Here is a 15228-nt window from a genome sequence, read left to right on the forward strand (position 1 = left end):
GGAGTGCCTGCCCATGCTGCGTTCCCGCCGACGCCGCCGCGAGGAATCGTTCGCCACGCACCTGCCCGACCTGACAGTCGTCCCGGCCGGGGATCCCGATCCGGAACAGGAGGCGTTGCCGGCCGACTCGGTGGGCCTGGCCCTGCTCCTCGTGCTCGACCAGCTCACACCGGCCGAGCGGTTGGCGTTCGTGCTGCACGACATGTTCGACATGCCCTTCGAGGAGATCGCCGGCGTCGTGGGCCGCTGCGCCCAACCCGCCGGCTGCGCGTTGAACCCGGGTTCGCGGGCGGTGTGATCGGCGCCGTGCTCGACCAGCAGGCGCGCGATCGACGGCTCGCCTGCTGCCGCCGCATGATGCAAGGCGGTGGCGCCGGCGGCCTCGACGGCTTCCATGCACTGCATGGTGTCCTCCTCATGTGGTTGCACTCGTACCAATGAGCCCGGACGACGAGCCGATGTGACAGGGGTGCGACGCCATTCGGGAAGCCGACCGGCCCAGGTGTGATCGCGCACCGATCAGGTTTCCGCGCCGCGCCCGTCTGTACGTGTGAGATCGACTCACAGGAGGCAGGCACAATGCGGAAACTGATCTTCGCCATGAACGCGACCCTGGACGGCTACATCGCCGCGCCCGGCGACGACCTCGGCTGGAGCGGCGGGAAGGGACCGGACTCGTCCCCGAGCGGCGAGCTGTTCCAGTGGTGGTCCGACCGGGTGGACGCGACGGGCCTGGCCCTGTACGGGCGCAGGCTGTGGGAGGCGATGAGCTCCCACTGGCCGACCGCCGACAAGCAGCCGGGTGCCACACCGGCGGAGAGCGAGTACGCGCGCCGCTGGCGGGACATGCCGAAGGTGGTGTTCTCGTCGACGATCGACAAGGTCGACTGGAACACCCGCCTGGTCACCGGCGACGCGGTCGCCGAGATCGCCCGGCTCAGGGCCGAGGACGGCGGCCCGATGGACATCGGCGGCGCGACCCTCGCCGGGACGGCCATGCGGGCCGGGCTGATCGACGAGTACGCGATCGTCACCCATCCGGTCCTGGTGGGCGGCGGCACGCTGTTCTTCACCGCGCTGGACAGCTGGGTGAACCTGAACCTGGTCGAGACGCGGACATTTCCCGGCGGCGTGCTGCTGACCCGATACGAGAGGAGGCGATGACCACGGGCCGCATGCTCGGCCCGTAAGGTCAGGCCGCAATCCTTCGTGGCGTGCTCACCGTGACCCTCGGCGGACGTCCGAGTGAGCTGTGGCCCGCCTCGCCTGCCCGTGCGCCGGACTCGTCGACGATGGGTGCGATCACAGCGTCGCGGGCAGGCTCAGCCATGGTTTGTCGGTGGCGTCGAATCCGGTGAGCTCGGCGATCTTCCCGTCGACGATGTGCAGGACCGCGATGTTGAACAGGCGATGTTCCGGGTCGTCGGGGGTGCGGCGGTACAGCACGGCGGCAGGCATGAGGTTGACCGTCGTGGGGATGCAGCGCCAGTCGTCGTAGCCGCGCTGGAAGAGCCCGCCGGAGACCCAGCCGTCCACCGCGTCCTTGGCCGTGACGACCAAGGTGCCCGGATCGGGCAGCATCGCGAAGCGCAGGTCGTCGCGGAGCAGGGCCGTCAGCCCGTCGAGGTCGTTGCGTTCATGGGCGTCCATGTACGACTTCACCACGCCGCGCTCGTCATGCGACAGCTCGTGCGTGGCAGGGCTCCGCCAGTCGAGGCGGCGGCCGGGCAGCTGCTCGCGCATCGTCACGCGCGCCCGCTGCAGCGCGCTGGTCACCGAGGCGACGGTCAGCTCGAGGGCGTCGGCGGCCTTCGACGCCGGCCAGCCGAGGACGTCGCGCAGGATGAACACCGCGCGCTGTCGCGGCGGCAGGTGCTGGACGGCGACGATGAACGCCAGCTCGATCGTCTCCCGCGCCACCGCCGATTCCTGCGGATCCTCCGGGAGCATCCGGTCCGGGTAGGGCTGCAGGTAGTGCACTTCCGAGCCCGCGCCCGGCAGCTCGGCAGGCACGGGTATGCGGTCGTTGCGCTTGTCCAGGAAGTCGAGGCAGGCGTTCGTCGCGATCCGGTACAGCCAGGTCCGCAGCGCGGCGTGGCCCCTGAACGACTCCCGCTTGTTCCACGCCCGCAGGAACGTCTCCTGCGTCAGGTCCTGGGCGTCCTCGTAGTTCGCGAGCATCCGGTAGCAGTGCACCTGGAGCTCATGCCGGTAGCGCTCCGTGATGAGCGCGAGCTGTGCTGCGTCGTTCGAGCGGGCCGCCGCGATGAACGCGGCCCCGTCGTCGCCTGGCAGTCTGGCGTCGGTCATGGTCGTCAATCCTTCCGCGGGTGGCAAGGGGCCATGACAACTGACGACGGGGCGGAGGATTTCTGAGCGGTGCAGCCGCTCACACCGGGCCGTTCGTCAGGCGGGTGGAGACGACGCCGCTGTGCCGCAGGACGTTGACGTGATGGGACACCGTCGAGACCTTCACCGGCAGGTACGAGCGCGGTGCAGGTGGACTCCTCCACCTGGTCGAGCAGCCGTACGATGCGCAGCCGCATCGGGTCGGCCGGCGCCTGGAGCACGGTGGACACGTCGATCTCGTCGAGGTCCGGCTGGACCATCCTGGTGATCACCATGGCGGGGCCGGGCGCTGGGACCGTCACCGCGCTGCACCAGCCGGCGCTCTACCTCGCCGCGGCGCGCAGGTTTCCGAGTGAATTCGACGAAGTTGTTCACGACCTGCGGCGATGTGCCACCTGCTGGCACTGTTGGTGCAGCTGAAGTGCTTCAACCGAATGGGCGGTTTCCCCAGGACTTCCCGGAGGCAGCGGTGGCCCACATCCGCCGGCCTCGCCACCGCAGGCGTCCGTCTCGCTTGGCCTCTTGTGCGTCAGTCCGGCAGCCAGTGCAGCTCGTGCGCCAGGGTTTTGGCGACGGCACGGATGCGGCGGTGCAGTGGCGACGGCTCGCGTGGGAGGACCAGGTGGATCGTCAGGCTGGGCGCGCCCCGCAGCGGTCGCCAGGTGAGACCGGCCGGTTGTGCCGTGACCGCGGCCTCTCCGGCGGGGGCGAGGGTGACCCCGTCGCGCAGGTCGTGCTGAGACATGTCGAAAGAGACTGCGGGAGTGTGGAATCGGGGGTGTGGCCGGGTGTCGCGGAACAGTGCGGAAAGCTGGTCGTGGACCACGGGGTTGGCCGTACGGTCCGGGAGTCGCAGCGGATAGGCGGCGGCGTCGGCGATCTCGATCTCCGGGTGTTCGGCCAGCGGATGATGCTGCGCCAGCTGGACTCCGACGCGCTGACGCCGTAGCAGGAACCGGCGCACGCCACGGCCCGGCTGTTCGCCGCGGGTGATCCCGGCATCGATGCGGCCGTCGGCGACGGCGGGGGAGATCTCCGGTGTCGCCATCGGGACCGCGCCGACCTGGAGTCCGCTGTTGTCGCGAATCAGCCTGTCCACCAGGGCCGGTGCCGTCTCGGCGCCGGTGCTGAGGCTGTATCCGATGCGCAGGGTGCCCAGCTCGCCGGCCGCCGCGCTCCGGGCGGTGTCCCATGCCCGGTCCAGCGCCGCCAGCGCGGGCGGCGCGGACTCCGCCAAGGCCGCACCGGCCGTGGTCAACACGACGCTACGCGTGTTGCGGACCAGCAGGGCCGTACCGAGTTCCGCCTCCAGTCGGCGCATCCGGGCGCTGAGTGCGGGCTGTGCGATGCCGATCCGTGCGGCCGCGCGGGTGAAGTTCAGCTCCTGCGCCAGCACCAGGAAGTACCGCAGGCTCACCGTGTCCGGCGCCACGTGCCCTCCCTGCCGATTGATAACGATCCGTTCTGAGTCTATCCCGTACCGATCTTTCCCTCGACCGCGCATCAAGCCCTAACCTGCGCATATGACGATCCAACTGACCGCAGCACCCGTCGCCGGGATCGATCGATCCGAGTGTCAATTCGACGTCGGCCGTGTCCGGCCGAACACTGGAGGTTTCCGTGGCTAAGGGCTACTGGGTCAGTGTCTACCCCGCCATTTCCGACACTGAGCGGCTGAGTGCCTACGACAAACTGGCCGGTCCGGCTGTCCAGGCTGGCGGCGGGCGCAACCTGGCCCTCCTCCCGTCCCGTGGCGGTCGAGTCGTCGCCCACGAGGCCGGAATCACGCAGCGCGTCGTTCTGATCGAGTTCGACACCTTTGAACAGGCCGTCGCGGCGTACGAGAGCGAGGCGTACCAGAAGGCGCTGGTGGCCTTCCCCGACGGCGTCGAGCGCGACTTCCGCATCATCGAGGGCATCGACTGACCGGCCGGCGAGGAAGAGCGTGCGCTGGGCGCGACCGCCCTCCAGCATCCTCGCCCCGGCCGGGCAGCTGATGAGCCGGTTGTGTACGGCCGTCGACCGCGGCCGGCTGAACCGGCGCCGGTTCAGCCGGGGCGGCCCTCTGTGCGCCCGGCGGCGACGCGGGCCTGGATGCGTTCGAGCACGTGGTGCGTGGCCCGGATCGAGCCTTCCTGCCAGCCGGCGAGGTGGCTCACGTGCTCGCCCGCGAACCAGTACGGCCCGTCCGGCGGCAGGAGCGCGGGGTAGGCGTCGCGGCGGCCCGCTGGGCCGGTGTCATCGCCGCATAGGCGCGGCCGAGGTCGTGCGACCAGATGTAGGCGCCGACCAGGATGCCCTTGCGGCCGTGGATGGCCGCGCTCGGGTACCACACCTGGGTGATGTCCCCGGGTGGTCCAGGAGATGCCGCCGTAGATCCCGTGATCCTGCTCCCACCAGCGCCGCTGCGCCTGGAAGGCGGTCTTGACGGCGGGCAGGTAGGCGCGGGCGCCCGCCTCCACGGCCGCCTTCACCTTGGGCGAGAGGTCGTGGTCGATGGAGCTGACGACCGGCAGGGGCACGGTCACGATCACGTGGTCGGCCTCCCACGCGCTCACCTGTCCGGTGGCGCGGTCGCGCCAGGTGACCCGGGCGCCGGAGCCCAGCCTGCGCAGGGCGGCCACCTACCGGCGGGTGCGCCGGTAGGTGGCCTCCAGAAACAGCAGACAGGTGGGTCGCACGCTGCTCATCCGATCTCGGAGGGCTCCCTCATGGCGGACCGCCGTACCGCTGACCAAGGGGCGGCGCGTCCGGGGGCGGGGCTGTGGGCGGCTCATCAGGCACGACCGGCCACCGGCCGGCGGGGCTGGTCGGGACCGCAGGGACCTGCTGGTCCCGACCCGCTTCGCCGAGGGCCTCGACGGTGAGACGGACCGGTGCGCCTCAGCGCCATGGCCGAGGCGAGCGCGTGGAGGCCGGCTTCCCGAGAAGAACTGGCGCGGACTCGGCCGAAACCGTCGAACACCAGCGAACGGCGTGGCATCCCCTCAACAGCTCAGGCTCGCCCGCATACTGGGGGCTACTCTCCTCCCGTCGTCAATCGCTTCAGTTGCCCGCCGAGAGGGAGATCATGAGGGTTGTAGCGACATTCGGCCTGCTCGCGGCCCTTGTCGCAAGTCCCTGCACGATCGCGGCGGCCGTGCCCGTCCTGCCGATGCCCGACCCTCCGGTGGAGGAGGGCGACAGCGCCGATGACCAGACCAACCCGGAGGGAGCGGCGGACCGGCCCGCGGCGCCGGAGGGGATCGGTGATTGGACGGGGGTCAAGATCAGGCCGCGTCGCCCGCGTCAGGACAGCTACGTTCGCGTGCTCGTACGCTGCCCCGCCAAGGCCACCGACGCCATCGTGGCCGCCAAGCCCTTCAACCCACCAGGTTCGAGGCAGTTCCGCACACAGCTGGGCGTCGGAATGAGGGACAACCGGGGCTTCGACAAGATGTACCTCTCCTACGACGCGCTCCTCGGCCGGCGCAAGGTCACGCTGAAATGCGTGAAGGTCACCATGCTGGAGAACCGGCGCAGGAGGGTGGTCGAGCTGGTCAGCCGGTCCCACACCTATGTCTTCGTCCGAAGGTTCGAGCCCGGCAAATTCTGACCGGTCGTCCTCCTCCGGGCGCCACAGACCGGAGACCTAGGACCATGGACGGACCGTGGGCCGCCTTCATGGGGCCACCGGCCGATGCCGTCCACGTGGGTGCCTGACAACACTGATCACATGGCTTCCCCCTCCCTCACGAGTGTCGTCGGCGTACGCCCGTTCCTGGTCGGCATGTTCGTCGACGCGCTCGGCAACGGGCTGTACGTGCCCCTGACCCTGTTGTTCATCCACGAGGTGACCGGCCTGCCCATGACGACCGTCGGGCTCGGCGTCACCATGGCGGCGGTCGTGGGGCTGGCGGCCAACCCGGTGGCCGGGACCCTCATCGACAGGTTCGACGCGCGCCGCGTGCTGATGGCCACGTACGTGCTGCGTGCGGTGGCCTTCGCCGCCTATCCCCTCGTGGACGGGTTCGTGGCCCTGCTCATCGTCGCCGCCCTGATCGCGGCCGGCGATCGCGCCTACTACCCCGCCTCCGGAAGCTACGTCTCCGCACTGGCGGAGGGCGCGCTCAGAGAGCGGCTGTACACCCTGCTCGCCACGGCGAGGAACGTCGCCTTCGGCCTGGGCGGCCTGCTGTCGGCGGGAGTGGTCTCCCTCGCCGGCACCACCGGGTTCGCGGTCGTCGCCCTGATGAACGCGGCGAGCTTCGCCCTGGCGGCCGCATGCCTGACGCTCTCGGGACGGCGCGCGCCCGCACCGCCGCCCCGGAATCCGGGCGGTTACCGGCAGCTGTTCGCCGACAGGCCGTTCGTCACCCTGGTGGCGGCCGAGCAGGCATACACCCTGATCCACCTCGTCCTCCCCGTCGCCCTGCCGGTGTACGCGGTCACGGTGCTCGGCGTCCCGCCGGCCCTGCTGGGCGTTCTCTACGCGATCAACACGGTCCTCGTGGCGGCGGGACAGCTCCCGGTCCGGAGGTGGCAGCGGCACGCCCGCCGTACGCACGCCATGGCTCTGAGCGGCCTGATCCTGATGGCGGCGTGCGCCGCCTACGCCGCGACCGCGCTGCTCCCCGCCGGGCTCGCGCGCGTCGGCGGGCTGCTCGTCGCCACGCTCGTCCTCACCTTCGGCGAGCTGATGCACACCGTGCCCAGCTGGGCCCTCGCGGCCGCCACCGCACCGCCGGCCCTGCGGGGCCGCTACCTGGCGATCTACCAGCAGACCTGGGCGCTCGCGGCGGTCCTCGCGCCCGCCGGCTTCTCGGCCCTGCTCGGCACGGCGCCACCGCTGCTGTGGCTGACGCTGGCGGCCCTCGTGGGGCCGGCCGCACTCGCGCTGCTCCGCCTGGCGCGCCGCCTGCCGCCCGCCGCCGTGGCCCCACCCGAAGCTTGAGCGACACTACTGTGAGCGGATGAGTGAGGAGTCGACGCCGCAGGTCTTCTCGAATCGCTGGGCTGACGCCGTTGGTTCCGGCGGCCGAGGCTCCCCTCGTGATCTCTGCGGGTGCATCGAGCAGACCAGCACCAAGCCGCAGCGAACGACCCGCTTCCACGGAGAACGCCAGGACACCACGGCACCCGGATGGATCCGCCTGCTCGAACTGGTCGAAGAGGCGGCAGCCGACGAACGGGAGGTCTTCAAGCCGCTGGCCGAACTCGCCGCGGACCAGCGGCGCCAGGTCGTCACGCTCCCGCCGACCATCGCCGAACTCACCTCGGTGAAACACCTCGTGCTCTACGGCAGCAATCTGGTGCGCATCCCGCCTGAGATCGGCGCCATGCGAAGCCTTGAGGAGTTCACCCCCTACACCTCCTACCGCCTGCACTGGTTCCCGTACGAGATCACCCGGTGCCCCGGCCTGCGGCGCAGCACGGTGAGCACCCGCGCCCTCTACGGCAATTACAAGCTGCGGCCGCCCTTCCCGCTGTTGCCGGCCGCGGCGGCCGGTGCTCAGGGCATTGGTCTCGAAGACCTGGACCCCGGCGTGTGGGGTGCCGCCACGATCCGTACGTGCAGTGTCTGCGACCGGCACATCGACGCCGGGAACCTCCGCCAGGTCTGGGTCTCCCTGCGGACGTCGGGCGCCGACGTTCTGCCCTTGCTGGTCAACGCCTGCTCGACGACATGCGTCGAGGCGCTTCCCGAGCCCGCCGAAGGCTACGTGCAGACGCCGCACACAGGAGGACCCGGCGTCGAACAGCCCCCAGCCGGGCGACGGCCTCGCTGACATGAGCTGCCTGAGTGACCGGCGCCCTCACCCCAAGCGTGGTCAGGCGCTGCGCCGAGCCGAGCGGCCCGCACTAGCTGGGGACCCCGCCCGGCGCGTGCCTGGTCACGATGTCCTTGACTGACCGTCTTTGATTCGGTCATGGCACAATGCCCGGCATGCGTATCCGGATCATGGCCCTGACCGCCGTCGCCTTAGCGGCCGCCGGATGTGGTCAGCTACCCCTCGCGCCCTCGGCGAGCGAGACCACCGCACCGCCTCCCGCGCCTTCGACCAGCGATCCTGCGCCCTCCGCGAGTGGGAACGCGACGTTCGGCGGCGGGGACACCCGACCCGCGCTGGCCGCCGTCCAGGGCACCGTCGAGTCGAACTACAAGGCCGAACTCGTCGGGCTCAACCGCATCGGCGGCAAGCACCTGATCGTGCAGTTGCGCCTGTCCACCAGCACCGACAAGCCGCTGCACTGGCAGGCGCCGCTCGCCGACCCGATGCGGCCGCTCAAGTGGCGCTGGCCCTCCGGCATCGCGGTGCTCGACGCCCCGGCCCACCGGTGGCTCATGCCGTACAAGCCCGCCGACGGCGAATGCCTGTGCAGCGACACCGACCGCGACGACCTCAAGTCGATCATCGACCCCGGCAAGTCGCTGACGGTCTACGCCGTGCTGCCCGCGCCGTCCGGCAACCCGGCGACCACGACGATCGTCACACCGATCGGCCCGCCGATGGTTGACGTCCCGATCAGCGACGACCCGCCCGTGCCGCCACCCGGTCAGCAACTGCCCGACGCTGACGCGTCCCAGGTGGAGACCGTCAGTCACCTCATCGAGACGCCGTCGCAGTCGCTCGACCGCACCGAGGAGACGACCGACGACGGGGCCGACCTCAAGGTCAGCCTCTCCTCCGACGTGCTGTTCGCGCTGAACAAGGCGACGCTCACGTCGCGCGCCCGCACGGTGCTGGCCAAGGCGGCCAAGCTCGTCGACACGTCCGCGGACACGACGATCGAGGTCGACGGCCACGCCGACTCCTCCGGCACCGACGCCATCAACGAACCGCTGTCCCGCCGTCGCGCGCAGGCGGTGCGCCAGGCTCTCACGCAGCTGATCACGCGCGACCAGGTGACGTTCAGGGCCCGCGGATACGGCTCCCGCCGCCCGCTGTACAGCAACAGCTCCGACGAGGGACGTCGCCGCAACCGCCGGGTGACGATCACGTTCGCCAAGCCCGCACCGGCACAAGTGCCGGCTGCCGGCACCACCGCGTCCCCGCTGCCCGAGGGCGAAGGGACGAAGGCGACGGTGCGCGCGAAGGGGGTGCCCTTCGACCTGGAGGTGACGGCCTTCCGCCGGATGCCTGGTGACCTGGGCCTGCTCCGCTACACGATCACCAACCGGGGTGACGGCGAGGCGTGGTACCACGACCTCAACTGGGCCGATGACTGGAACGCCTTCAAGTACCACGCAGCGACGAACATCCAGGTGACCGACCCCGCCGCGCGCCGCCTGTACCGCCCGGCCCGCGTGATCGTGGCCAAGGGGGAGGAGCCGGGCACGTACTGCGCATGCACGAACACCTCCGGGGTGGCATTGTCGGCGATGAGCTTCGAGCCGGCGGAGACGAAGGAGTTCTGGTCGCTGTACGCCCTGCCCGCCCAGGCCGACGCGCTGACCGTCAAGGTGGCCACCTGGCGCGCCCTGCAGGTGCCCCTGTCCTGAGCCCACGCCTCGTGCCGGCTGCTGCTCGGGCGAAGGCGCGGATGAGTGGCGTCTCGCTCGCCGTACGCCAGGCGAAGGTCCACTCGCACGGCGGGGCGTCGCGGATCGGGACGAAGGCGAGGCTGGGCCAGGGGTAGAAGGTCGCGGCCTCGGCGGTGACCCCGGCGGTCGCTTGGCCCGAGGCGACGGCGCTGAGGGTCTCCTGCCAGGTGGTGACCTTGTGCCCGCGGCGGACGGGGCGGCCGGAGGGGGTGTGCCAGGGGTTGAAGATCTCCTCCATGCAGGTGGGGATCGAACGGCCCTCGACCACGGTGCAGTCGCCGAGGTCCTCCAGGCAGATGGAGTCTCGTCCCGAGTAGGGGTGGTCGGCGGAGACCATCAACACCACGTCGGAGGCGTACGAGGTCGGTTCGATGGTCAGATCGGGCTCGCGGATCGGCAACACGGGCCGAGTGTGCCGAGGGTCAGTGTGCCCGCGGTGCCGTCGACGGTGGCCTGAGCGGTCGCGATCCCTTGCATGATCTGCCGGTGGCCGCTCTTGAGCGCCTGGTACAGCTGCTCACCGAGCGGGGAGAGGCAGACCACTCGGGTGGTGCGGTCGAACAGGGGGGCGCCGATGCGCCGCTCTTGCTTCTTGATCGATTGGCTGACGCGGGCGGGGCTGATGCCCAGCCGCTCGGCCGTACGGCTGAAGTGCAGCTCCTCGGCCAGCGTCAGGAAGATCTCGATCTCTCGCATCTCCACGGGCGGCCCTCCGCATTCTTCATTCCAGGGTTAAAGGACGATATCGGATCCGTCGTAGATGCGCGGCGGGCGATTGGGGGAGGCTTGGCGGGTTCGCAGGCAGTGCGGCTTTGGAGGTTCGGTGCCCGTCGGATATCTGGTCCCCGTGGCGCTCGTCGCGATCGGGACGCTGTTCGCGCTGCGGCCGCTGCCGGGCTGGAGCACGGTCGGCCGGGTGAGCTACTTCTTCGGGCTGGCCGCCAACGAACTGCCGTTCGCGGCCTTCTTCTGGCTGCTGCTGGCCCCGACGGTGCTGGCGTTCGCCGAGGGTGACATCCACACGGCGGGCGGCTGGGCGGTCGTCGCCCTGGCCGCCGTGACCACGATCGGGCTCACGGTCATCGCCTACCGTGGCCTGGGGGAGCGGGCCAGGATCTGGCGCGCGATGGACGCCGGCCTGGGCGCGGGCTGGCGCGCCGCCATCGACGCCGACCTCGGCGCCGGACTGCGTCGTTCTCCACCGTGGGCCCGCATCCTGTTCCTGCCCGTCCTCAAGCGCCGCATGGACGTCCGCCGGGTGGCCGATCTCTCCTACGGCGAAGCAGGCCGCCGCAACCTGCTCGACCTCTACCACCACCGCTCGCGCCCGCAAGGCGCGCCCGTGCTGATCCACCTGCATGGAGGCGGCTACACCGGCGGCCACAAGAACAGCCAGTCGCTGCCGCTGCTCTACCGGCTCGCCGGCCAGGGCTGGGTGACCATCAGCGCCAACTATCGGCTACGGCCCCAGGCCCAGCACCCGGACCACGTGATCGATCTCAAAAAGATCATCGCCTGGGTACGTGAGCACGGCCACGAGTACGGCGCGGCCCCCTCGACGCTGTTCGTCGCGGGCAGTTCGGCGGGCGGGCACATGGCGGCGCTGGCCGCACTCACCCCCAACGACCCCGCCTACCAGCCGGGCTTCGAGCACGCCGACACCTCCGTGACCGGCGCCATCTACCTGAACGGCTGGTACGGCACCTACTTCGGGCAGGGGCCCGAGTCCTCGCCGCTGGCCCACATCACCGCGGACGCACCGCCGTTCTTCGTGGCCCACGGCGATCTGGACCCGCTGGTGCCCGTGGCCGAGGCCAGGCACTTCGCCGACCAGCTTCGCCGTACGTCGGCCTCCCCCGTCGTCTACGCCGAGTTGCGCGGCGGCAACCACGCCTTCGACCTGTACCACTCGGTCCGCTTCGAGGCGCTCGTCGACGCCATCGAAGCCTTCACCGCCCGAGTGAGATCGAAGCAGCGGACACCGCAGCCTTAGCCTGTTCATCCCGCTGTTGCCCGGGGGCGTCCCAGGGACGGATCGGGGCGGGCTGCGGCGCGCCCTCTGAGCGGCCGTGGCTCGCTTCGTGCGGGCGGGTCGTGGCCGGAGTGGTCGCGGGAGTGCCGTGCCGGTCGTCAGGAACCGCCGCCGCCTCCGGCGTCACCCGAGCCGCCGCCGTCCCAGCCGCCGCCCCCTCCGTCCCAGGTGCCGCTTCCGCTGTCGTCCGGGGTCCAGCCGACGGAGCCGCACTGGGCGCTCGGGCTGCTGGGTTCGGCCGGGTAGAGGTGACCGTCCGGGATCGAACGCTTGCTGAGCTCGGCCGACAGGTGCGGATCGCCGAGGTGGCTCAGTCCGTACAGCGCGAGCGGCACGGCGTCGGTCCCGGCCCCGTACGGGTGTGCCCGGCGTGCCTTCTCCAGCTGGTGGCGGCCCGCGCGGCCGAGCCGGACCGGCCGGTTCCTGACGTACAGGGACCGGATCTTCCTGGCCGCCAGCCAGCTGCCGCCGAACCCGAACAGGGCAGCCACGCTCAGCGGCGGCGACTGCGCGACGATCATGTAGACCACGTCGGCCCCGGCGGCGACGACCGCGACCGTGGGGATCAGCTTCAGGACGTCGCGGCAGACGCGGAAGCCGGGCACGCTCCGAGAGTCGACCAGCAGGCCCAGGTCGGCGAGCCGGCCCCTGATCCCGGCGACCTCCGCGCTCTCCGCCAGGCGGCGCTTGACCAGGACGACCGGCGGGCTCCTGCGCTCGGCGAGGATCGCGACAAGCCGTTCCTCCACGGGATATCCCGCCGTCACGGCCGTGGAGACGCGATGGATCTTCCCGCCACGGGAGACGCGGATCTCCCCTTCCCTGGCCAGCAGCCCGAGCGCGGTGTCCGCCACCCGTACCGGACCGCCCGCCAGATAGGCGAGCTCGTAGTGGCCGAGATCGACGTCGCGCAGCCCGCCCAGCCTCAGGCGGGCGCGGACGTGCGCCACCTCGGCGGCGAGAACCGTGCCGACGGTGACCGCCCCGAGGAGCACCGCCAACCAGGCGAGGATCACATCCATGCCCACCTCCCGTGTTGTTGATCAACGTGTGAGGCGGACACGAAGGTTCCGGGGAGCGCCACTGCACCGATTCCCGTGGACCCGCCGGACGAGGAGCGTTCGGCGGCCCTCAGGCGACGCCCTGGCCTCACGGCGAGGCCGGCCGGGCCCGTGCGGGCGCCGGCCGGCCGTGCGAGCCGCGGTCAGGGGTTGTCGTAACCGATCCACTGGATGTACCAGCCGAACTGCTGGGCGGTGCCCGGGGACAGCGCCGACGCGTCACGCCACTGCACGTAGACGCGGAACTTGGTGGCGGTGGCGTCGTAGACGGCGCTGGGGCCGACCAGGTTCCACTGGTTGCCGCCGGTGCTGCCGACGGAGGTGACGTAGACGGGACGCCCGGAGAAGCGCGCGGAGGTGGTGTCGACGTCGATGTAGATGCCGTTGGAGCCGTAAGCCTGCCAGCCCTGTCCGGGGGAGGTCTGACCGGCGGCGATGCGGGCGGTGGGCATGGGGGAATCCTTCCGTCCGAGGAGCTTGTCACGCTCAGTATTCGATCCACCACCCAAAGTGTCGAGGTCAGGGATGTTTGTCCCTCCAGGCACATGAATCGAGCCGAAAGTGGGTCTGGTCACGTGTCAGGAACCGTGCGCAGACCGGCTGTCGCGGTGCATCACCGGCCCCGGTTCAGGTGGGAGGAGGCCGAGCGCGGGGGCTGAGAACGCCTGAGCAGCGGAGTCAGGCGGGGATGTCGGCGGCTGCCTTCCGGAGGGCGTCGCCGGCGTTCGTGACGGGGTCGCCGTGGCCCACGCAGGCCGTCCGGACGTTCAGTTCGGCCAGCCGCCGGAACGAGCGGAGCATCTCGTCACGGTCCATGTTGAACACTCCGGGCATGACCAGCCCGGACACGTGCGCCACAGTGTCGCCCGTGAAGAGGACTCCGTGCTCCGGCAGGTGGAGGGCGATGCTGCCGTCGGTGTGCCCGGGGGTGGCGATCACGCGGGCCCCGCCCCCGAAGGCGATCACGTCGCCGTCCTCAAGCTCGCGGTCCACCCGGCACGGCGGCGCGGGCGGCAGCAGGTCGGCGCCCAGACTGCGATGCAGGGCCCGCTCCTCGCCGGTGAAGTTCGGCGGCGGGGCGGGCACGTCCCCTCGGATCACCGGGGCCTCCAGGCGATGGGCCATCACCGTCACCTCGCCCCACGCCGTCACGTCCGCCGCGCCGCCGCAGTGGTCCTCGTGGTAGTGGGTGAGGACGACCCGCCGTACGGCGTCGGCGCGCAGCCCGAGCCGGCCGATCGCCTCGGCGATCTCCCCGGCCGAGGTGGCGATGCCCGTGTCCACCAGGGTGAGCGCACCGTCGTCATTCCACAGGTACGCCTGCCCGAACGTCAGCCGCAGCAGGTGCAGGCGCCGGTCGACCTCCACGACCTCCATCGCGGGACCCCTTCTCATCAGCACGGATGTCGAGGAACAGGTAACCGGTCCACCGGCGGCACTGTCCAACACCCATGGGACCGCGGATTGACAACCGATGGTTGTCGATGCAGGGTCTGGTCGTGGAAGCAGACGTTCCCGGCGTACGCGCCTTCATCGCGACCGCCGAAGAACTGCACTTCGGCAGGGCCGCCGCGCGCATGTTCATCACCCAGCAGGCGTTGTCGAAACGCGTCCGCAGGCTGGAGGACGCCCTCGGCACGCCGCTGTTCGAACGGACCACCCGGTCCATCGAGCTGACCGCCGCCGGAAGGCGGTTCCTGGGCTCGCGGTGGCGCTGCCGGCGCTGCGCCGCCAGGAGATCGACGCGGCCTTCGGACGGGCGCGCGACCTGCCGTGGCCGGAAGAGCTGTCCCAGCGGCTGGTCCACCTGGAGCCCCTGGCCGCGTTCGTCCCGGAGGATCACGCGCTCGCGCACCTGAGGGAGCTGCGGCCTGCCGACCTGCGGGCGGGCGGCATCGCGATGCCCGACCCGGCGGGCGCCGCCGAATGGCGCGCCTACCTGAGACGCCTCGCCGACCGCCTCGGCGTCCCCTTGCGCTTCACCGAGCCCGCCATCGGCCAGGGGCACCTGGTCCAGCAGTTCCTGCGCGAGAAGAGCGCCGTCGGCCTGGGGGAGTGGAGCATCGACGCGGCGGGGAGCGGGCTGCGCCGCATCCCCATCGTGGACCCGATCCCCCTCCTGCCGTGGTGGGTGGTCTGGCACCGCCGCAACCCGCACCCGCTGCTCCGTACGCTGCTCGGTCAGCTCCCACGCGTGCGCCCGCCGGACCCGTCGGACGGGCGACACTGGATCCCCGACGCCGACCGTGCCCTCCCGTAGG

General features: G+C 71.0%; 18 protein-coding genes and 2 pseudogenes. 11 read left to right on the top strand and 9 right to left on the bottom strand.

The window, feature by feature from the left end; translation table 11 throughout:
- Window positions 1-13: 13 nt before the first annotated feature.
- Complete coding sequence (locus ACNF49_RS28735) at window positions 14-298, top strand: sigma factor-like helix-turn-helix DNA-binding protein (protein WP_482939395.1); 285 nt, start codon at window positions 14-16, stop codon at window positions 296-298.
- A 29-nt stretch (window positions 299-327) separates the two neighbouring features.
- On the opposite strand, the pseudogene ACNF49_RS28740 reads toward ACNF49_RS28735, so the two are convergent.
- Window positions 328-405 (bottom strand): annotated as a pseudogene (locus ACNF49_RS28740) (hypothetical protein); the annotation flags it as partial.
- Between the two features lie 174 nt (window positions 406-579).
- On the opposite strand from ACNF49_RS28740, the gene ACNF49_RS28745 reads away from it, so the two are divergent.
- Window positions 580-1164 (top strand): dihydrofolate reductase family protein, encoded by a 585-nt coding sequence (locus tag ACNF49_RS28745; protein ID WP_482939396.1) that lies wholly within the window; start codon window positions 580-582, stop codon window positions 1162-1164.
- A gap of 138 nt (window positions 1165-1302) precedes the next feature.
- Here the strand turns inward: ACNF49_RS28745 and ACNF49_RS28750 are convergent, their stop codons facing one another.
- Window positions 1303-2310, bottom strand: a complete 1008-nt coding sequence (locus ACNF49_RS28750; RefSeq protein WP_482939397.1) for an RNA polymerase subunit sigma-70 — start codon at window positions 2308-2310, stop codon at window positions 1303-1305.
- 222 nt (window positions 2311-2532) lie between these two features.
- Here ACNF49_RS28750 and ACNF49_RS28755 point away from each other — a divergent pair, with 222 nt between their 5' ends.
- A complete protein-coding gene (locus ACNF49_RS28755) occupies window positions 2533-2769 on the top strand; it encodes a hypothetical protein (RefSeq protein WP_482939398.1) in 237 nt (78 codons plus the stop codon).
- Between the two features lie 109 nt (window positions 2770-2878).
- Here ACNF49_RS28755 and ACNF49_RS28760 read toward each other — a convergent pair whose 3' ends face one another.
- A complete protein-coding gene (locus ACNF49_RS28760; RefSeq protein WP_482939399.1) occupies window positions 2879-3781 on the bottom strand; it encodes a LysR family transcriptional regulator in 903 nt (300 codons plus the stop codon).
- A 188-nt stretch (window positions 3782-3969) separates the two neighbouring features.
- Here ACNF49_RS28760 and ACNF49_RS28765 point away from each other — a divergent pair, with 188 nt between their 5' ends.
- Complete coding sequence (locus ACNF49_RS28765) at window positions 3970-4275, top strand: DUF1330 domain-containing protein (RefSeq protein ID WP_482939400.1); 306 nt, start codon at window positions 3970-3972, stop codon at window positions 4273-4275.
- Between the two features lie 122 nt (window positions 4276-4397).
- Here ACNF49_RS28765 and ACNF49_RS28770 read toward each other — a convergent pair whose 3' ends face one another.
- Entirely contained in the window at window positions 4398-4973 is a 576-nt protein-coding gene (locus tag ACNF49_RS28770; RefSeq protein ID WP_482939401.1) for an FAD-dependent oxidoreductase, read from the bottom strand.
- Between the two features lie 284 nt (window positions 4974-5257).
- On the opposite strand from ACNF49_RS28770, the gene ACNF49_RS28775 reads away from it, so the two are divergent.
- The 4 genes from ACNF49_RS28775 to ACNF49_RS28790 all read left to right on the top strand — a co-directional run bounded on the left by ACNF49_RS28775 (window position 5258) and on the right by ACNF49_RS28790 (window position 9832).
- Complete coding sequence (locus ACNF49_RS28775; protein WP_482939402.1) at window positions 5258-5944, top strand: hypothetical protein; 687 nt, start codon at window positions 5258-5260, stop codon at window positions 5942-5944.
- Window positions 5945-6064: 120 nt separating this feature from the next.
- A complete protein-coding gene (locus ACNF49_RS28780; RefSeq protein ID WP_482939403.1) occupies window positions 6065-7282 on the top strand; it encodes an MFS transporter in 1218 nt (405 codons plus the stop codon).
- 19 nt (window positions 7283-7301) lie between these two features.
- Entirely contained in the window at window positions 7302-8117 is an 816-nt protein-coding gene (locus ACNF49_RS28785) for a hypothetical protein (RefSeq protein WP_482939404.1), read from the top strand.
- A 158-nt stretch (window positions 8118-8275) separates the two neighbouring features.
- Window positions 8276-9832, top strand: coding sequence for an OmpA family protein (locus ACNF49_RS28790; protein ID WP_482939405.1), 1557 nt, complete (start codon window positions 8276-8278; stop codon window positions 9830-9832).
- Here ACNF49_RS28790 and ACNF49_RS28795 read toward each other — a convergent pair.
- Both ACNF49_RS28795 and ACNF49_RS28800 read right to left on the bottom strand, forming a co-directional pair.
- Window positions 9789-10277 carry a LysR substrate-binding domain-containing protein gene (locus ACNF49_RS28795; RefSeq protein WP_482939406.1) on the bottom strand — a complete coding sequence of 163 codons (489 nt, stop codon included), beginning with the start codon at window positions 10275-10277 and terminating at the stop codon, window positions 9789-9791. The two genes, ACNF49_RS28790 and ACNF49_RS28795, sit on opposite strands and share 44 nt — an antisense overlap.
- A complete protein-coding gene (locus tag ACNF49_RS28800; RefSeq protein ID WP_482945601.1) occupies window positions 10250-10570 on the bottom strand; it encodes a LysR family transcriptional regulator in 321 nt (106 codons plus the stop codon). Before ACNF49_RS28800 ends, ACNF49_RS28795 begins: the two co-directional genes overlap by 28 nt.
- Window positions 10571-10697: 127 nt before the next feature.
- Here ACNF49_RS28800 and ACNF49_RS28805 point away from each other — a divergent pair, with 127 nt between their 5' ends.
- Window positions 10698-11867 carry an alpha/beta hydrolase gene (locus ACNF49_RS28805; RefSeq protein WP_482939407.1) on the top strand — a complete coding sequence of 390 codons (1170 nt, stop codon included), beginning with the start codon at window positions 10698-10700 and terminating at the stop codon, window positions 11865-11867.
- A 137-nt stretch (window positions 11868-12004) separates the two neighbouring features.
- Here ACNF49_RS28805 and ACNF49_RS28810 read toward each other — a convergent pair whose 3' ends face one another.
- The 3 genes from ACNF49_RS28810 to ACNF49_RS28820 all read right to left on the bottom strand — a co-directional run bounded on the left by ACNF49_RS28810 (window position 12005) and on the right by ACNF49_RS28820 (window position 14344).
- A complete protein-coding gene (locus ACNF49_RS28810) occupies window positions 12005-12928 on the bottom strand; it encodes a TIGR04222 domain-containing membrane protein (protein WP_482939408.1) in 924 nt (307 codons plus the stop codon).
- Between the two features lie 182 nt (window positions 12929-13110).
- Window positions 13111-13419, bottom strand: coding sequence for a hypothetical protein (locus tag ACNF49_RS28815; protein ID WP_357984453.1), 309 nt, complete (start codon window positions 13417-13419; stop codon window positions 13111-13113).
- Between the two features lie 226 nt (window positions 13420-13645).
- Entirely contained in the window at window positions 13646-14344 is a 699-nt protein-coding gene (locus ACNF49_RS28820) for an MBL fold metallo-hydrolase (RefSeq protein WP_482939409.1), read from the bottom strand.
- A gap of 200 nt (window positions 14345-14544) precedes the next feature.
- Here ACNF49_RS28820 and ACNF49_RS28825 point away from each other — a divergent pair.
- Window positions 14545-14598, top strand: a pseudogene (locus ACNF49_RS28825) (hypothetical protein); the annotation flags it as partial.
- 77 nt (window positions 14599-14675) lie between these two features.
- A complete protein-coding gene (locus tag ACNF49_RS28830; RefSeq protein WP_482939410.1) occupies window positions 14676-15227 on the top strand; it encodes a LysR substrate-binding domain-containing protein in 552 nt (183 codons plus the stop codon).
- Window position 15228: the final 1 nt, after the last annotated feature.

This window comes from Actinomadura sp. ATCC 39365 (assembly GCF_054392275.1).

Coding starts and splice junctions, on each gene's coding strand:
- ACNF49_RS28735 (WP_482939395.1), top strand. CDS start 14: ATGCTGCGTTCCCGCCGACGCCGCCGCGAGGAATCGTTCGCCACGCAC.
- ACNF49_RS28745 (WP_482939396.1), top strand. CDS start 580: ATGCGGAAACTGATCTTCGCCATGAACGCGACCCTGGACGGCTACATC.
- ACNF49_RS28750 (WP_482939397.1), bottom strand. CDS start 2,310: ATGACCGACGCCAGACTGCCAGGCGACGACGGGGCCGCGTTCATCGCG.
- ACNF49_RS28755 (WP_482939398.1), top strand. CDS start 2,533: ATGCGCAGCCGCATCGGGTCGGCCGGCGCCTGGAGCACGGTGGACACG.
- ACNF49_RS28780 (WP_482939403.1), top strand. CDS start 6,065: ATGGCTTCCCCCTCCCTCACGAGTGTCGTCGGCGTACGCCCGTTCCTG.
- ACNF49_RS28785 (WP_482939404.1), top strand. CDS start 7,302: ATGAGTGAGGAGTCGACGCCGCAGGTCTTCTCGAATCGCTGGGCTGAC.
- ACNF49_RS28790 (WP_482939405.1), top strand. CDS start 8,276: ATGCGTATCCGGATCATGGCCCTGACCGCCGTCGCCTTAGCGGCCGCC.
- ACNF49_RS28800 (WP_482945601.1), bottom strand. CDS start 10,570: ATGCGAGAGATCGAGATCTTCCTGACGCTGGCCGAGGAGCTGCACTTC.
- ACNF49_RS28810 (WP_482939408.1), bottom strand. CDS start 12,928: ATGGATGTGATCCTCGCCTGGTTGGCGGTGCTCCTCGGGGCGGTCACC.
- ACNF49_RS28815 (WP_357984453.1), bottom strand. CDS start 13,419: ATGCCCACCGCCCGCATCGCCGCCGGTCAGACCTCCCCCGGACAGGGC.
- ACNF49_RS28820 (WP_482939409.1), bottom strand. CDS start 14,344: ATGGAGGTCGTGGAGGTCGACCGGCGCCTGCACCTGCTGCGGCTGACG.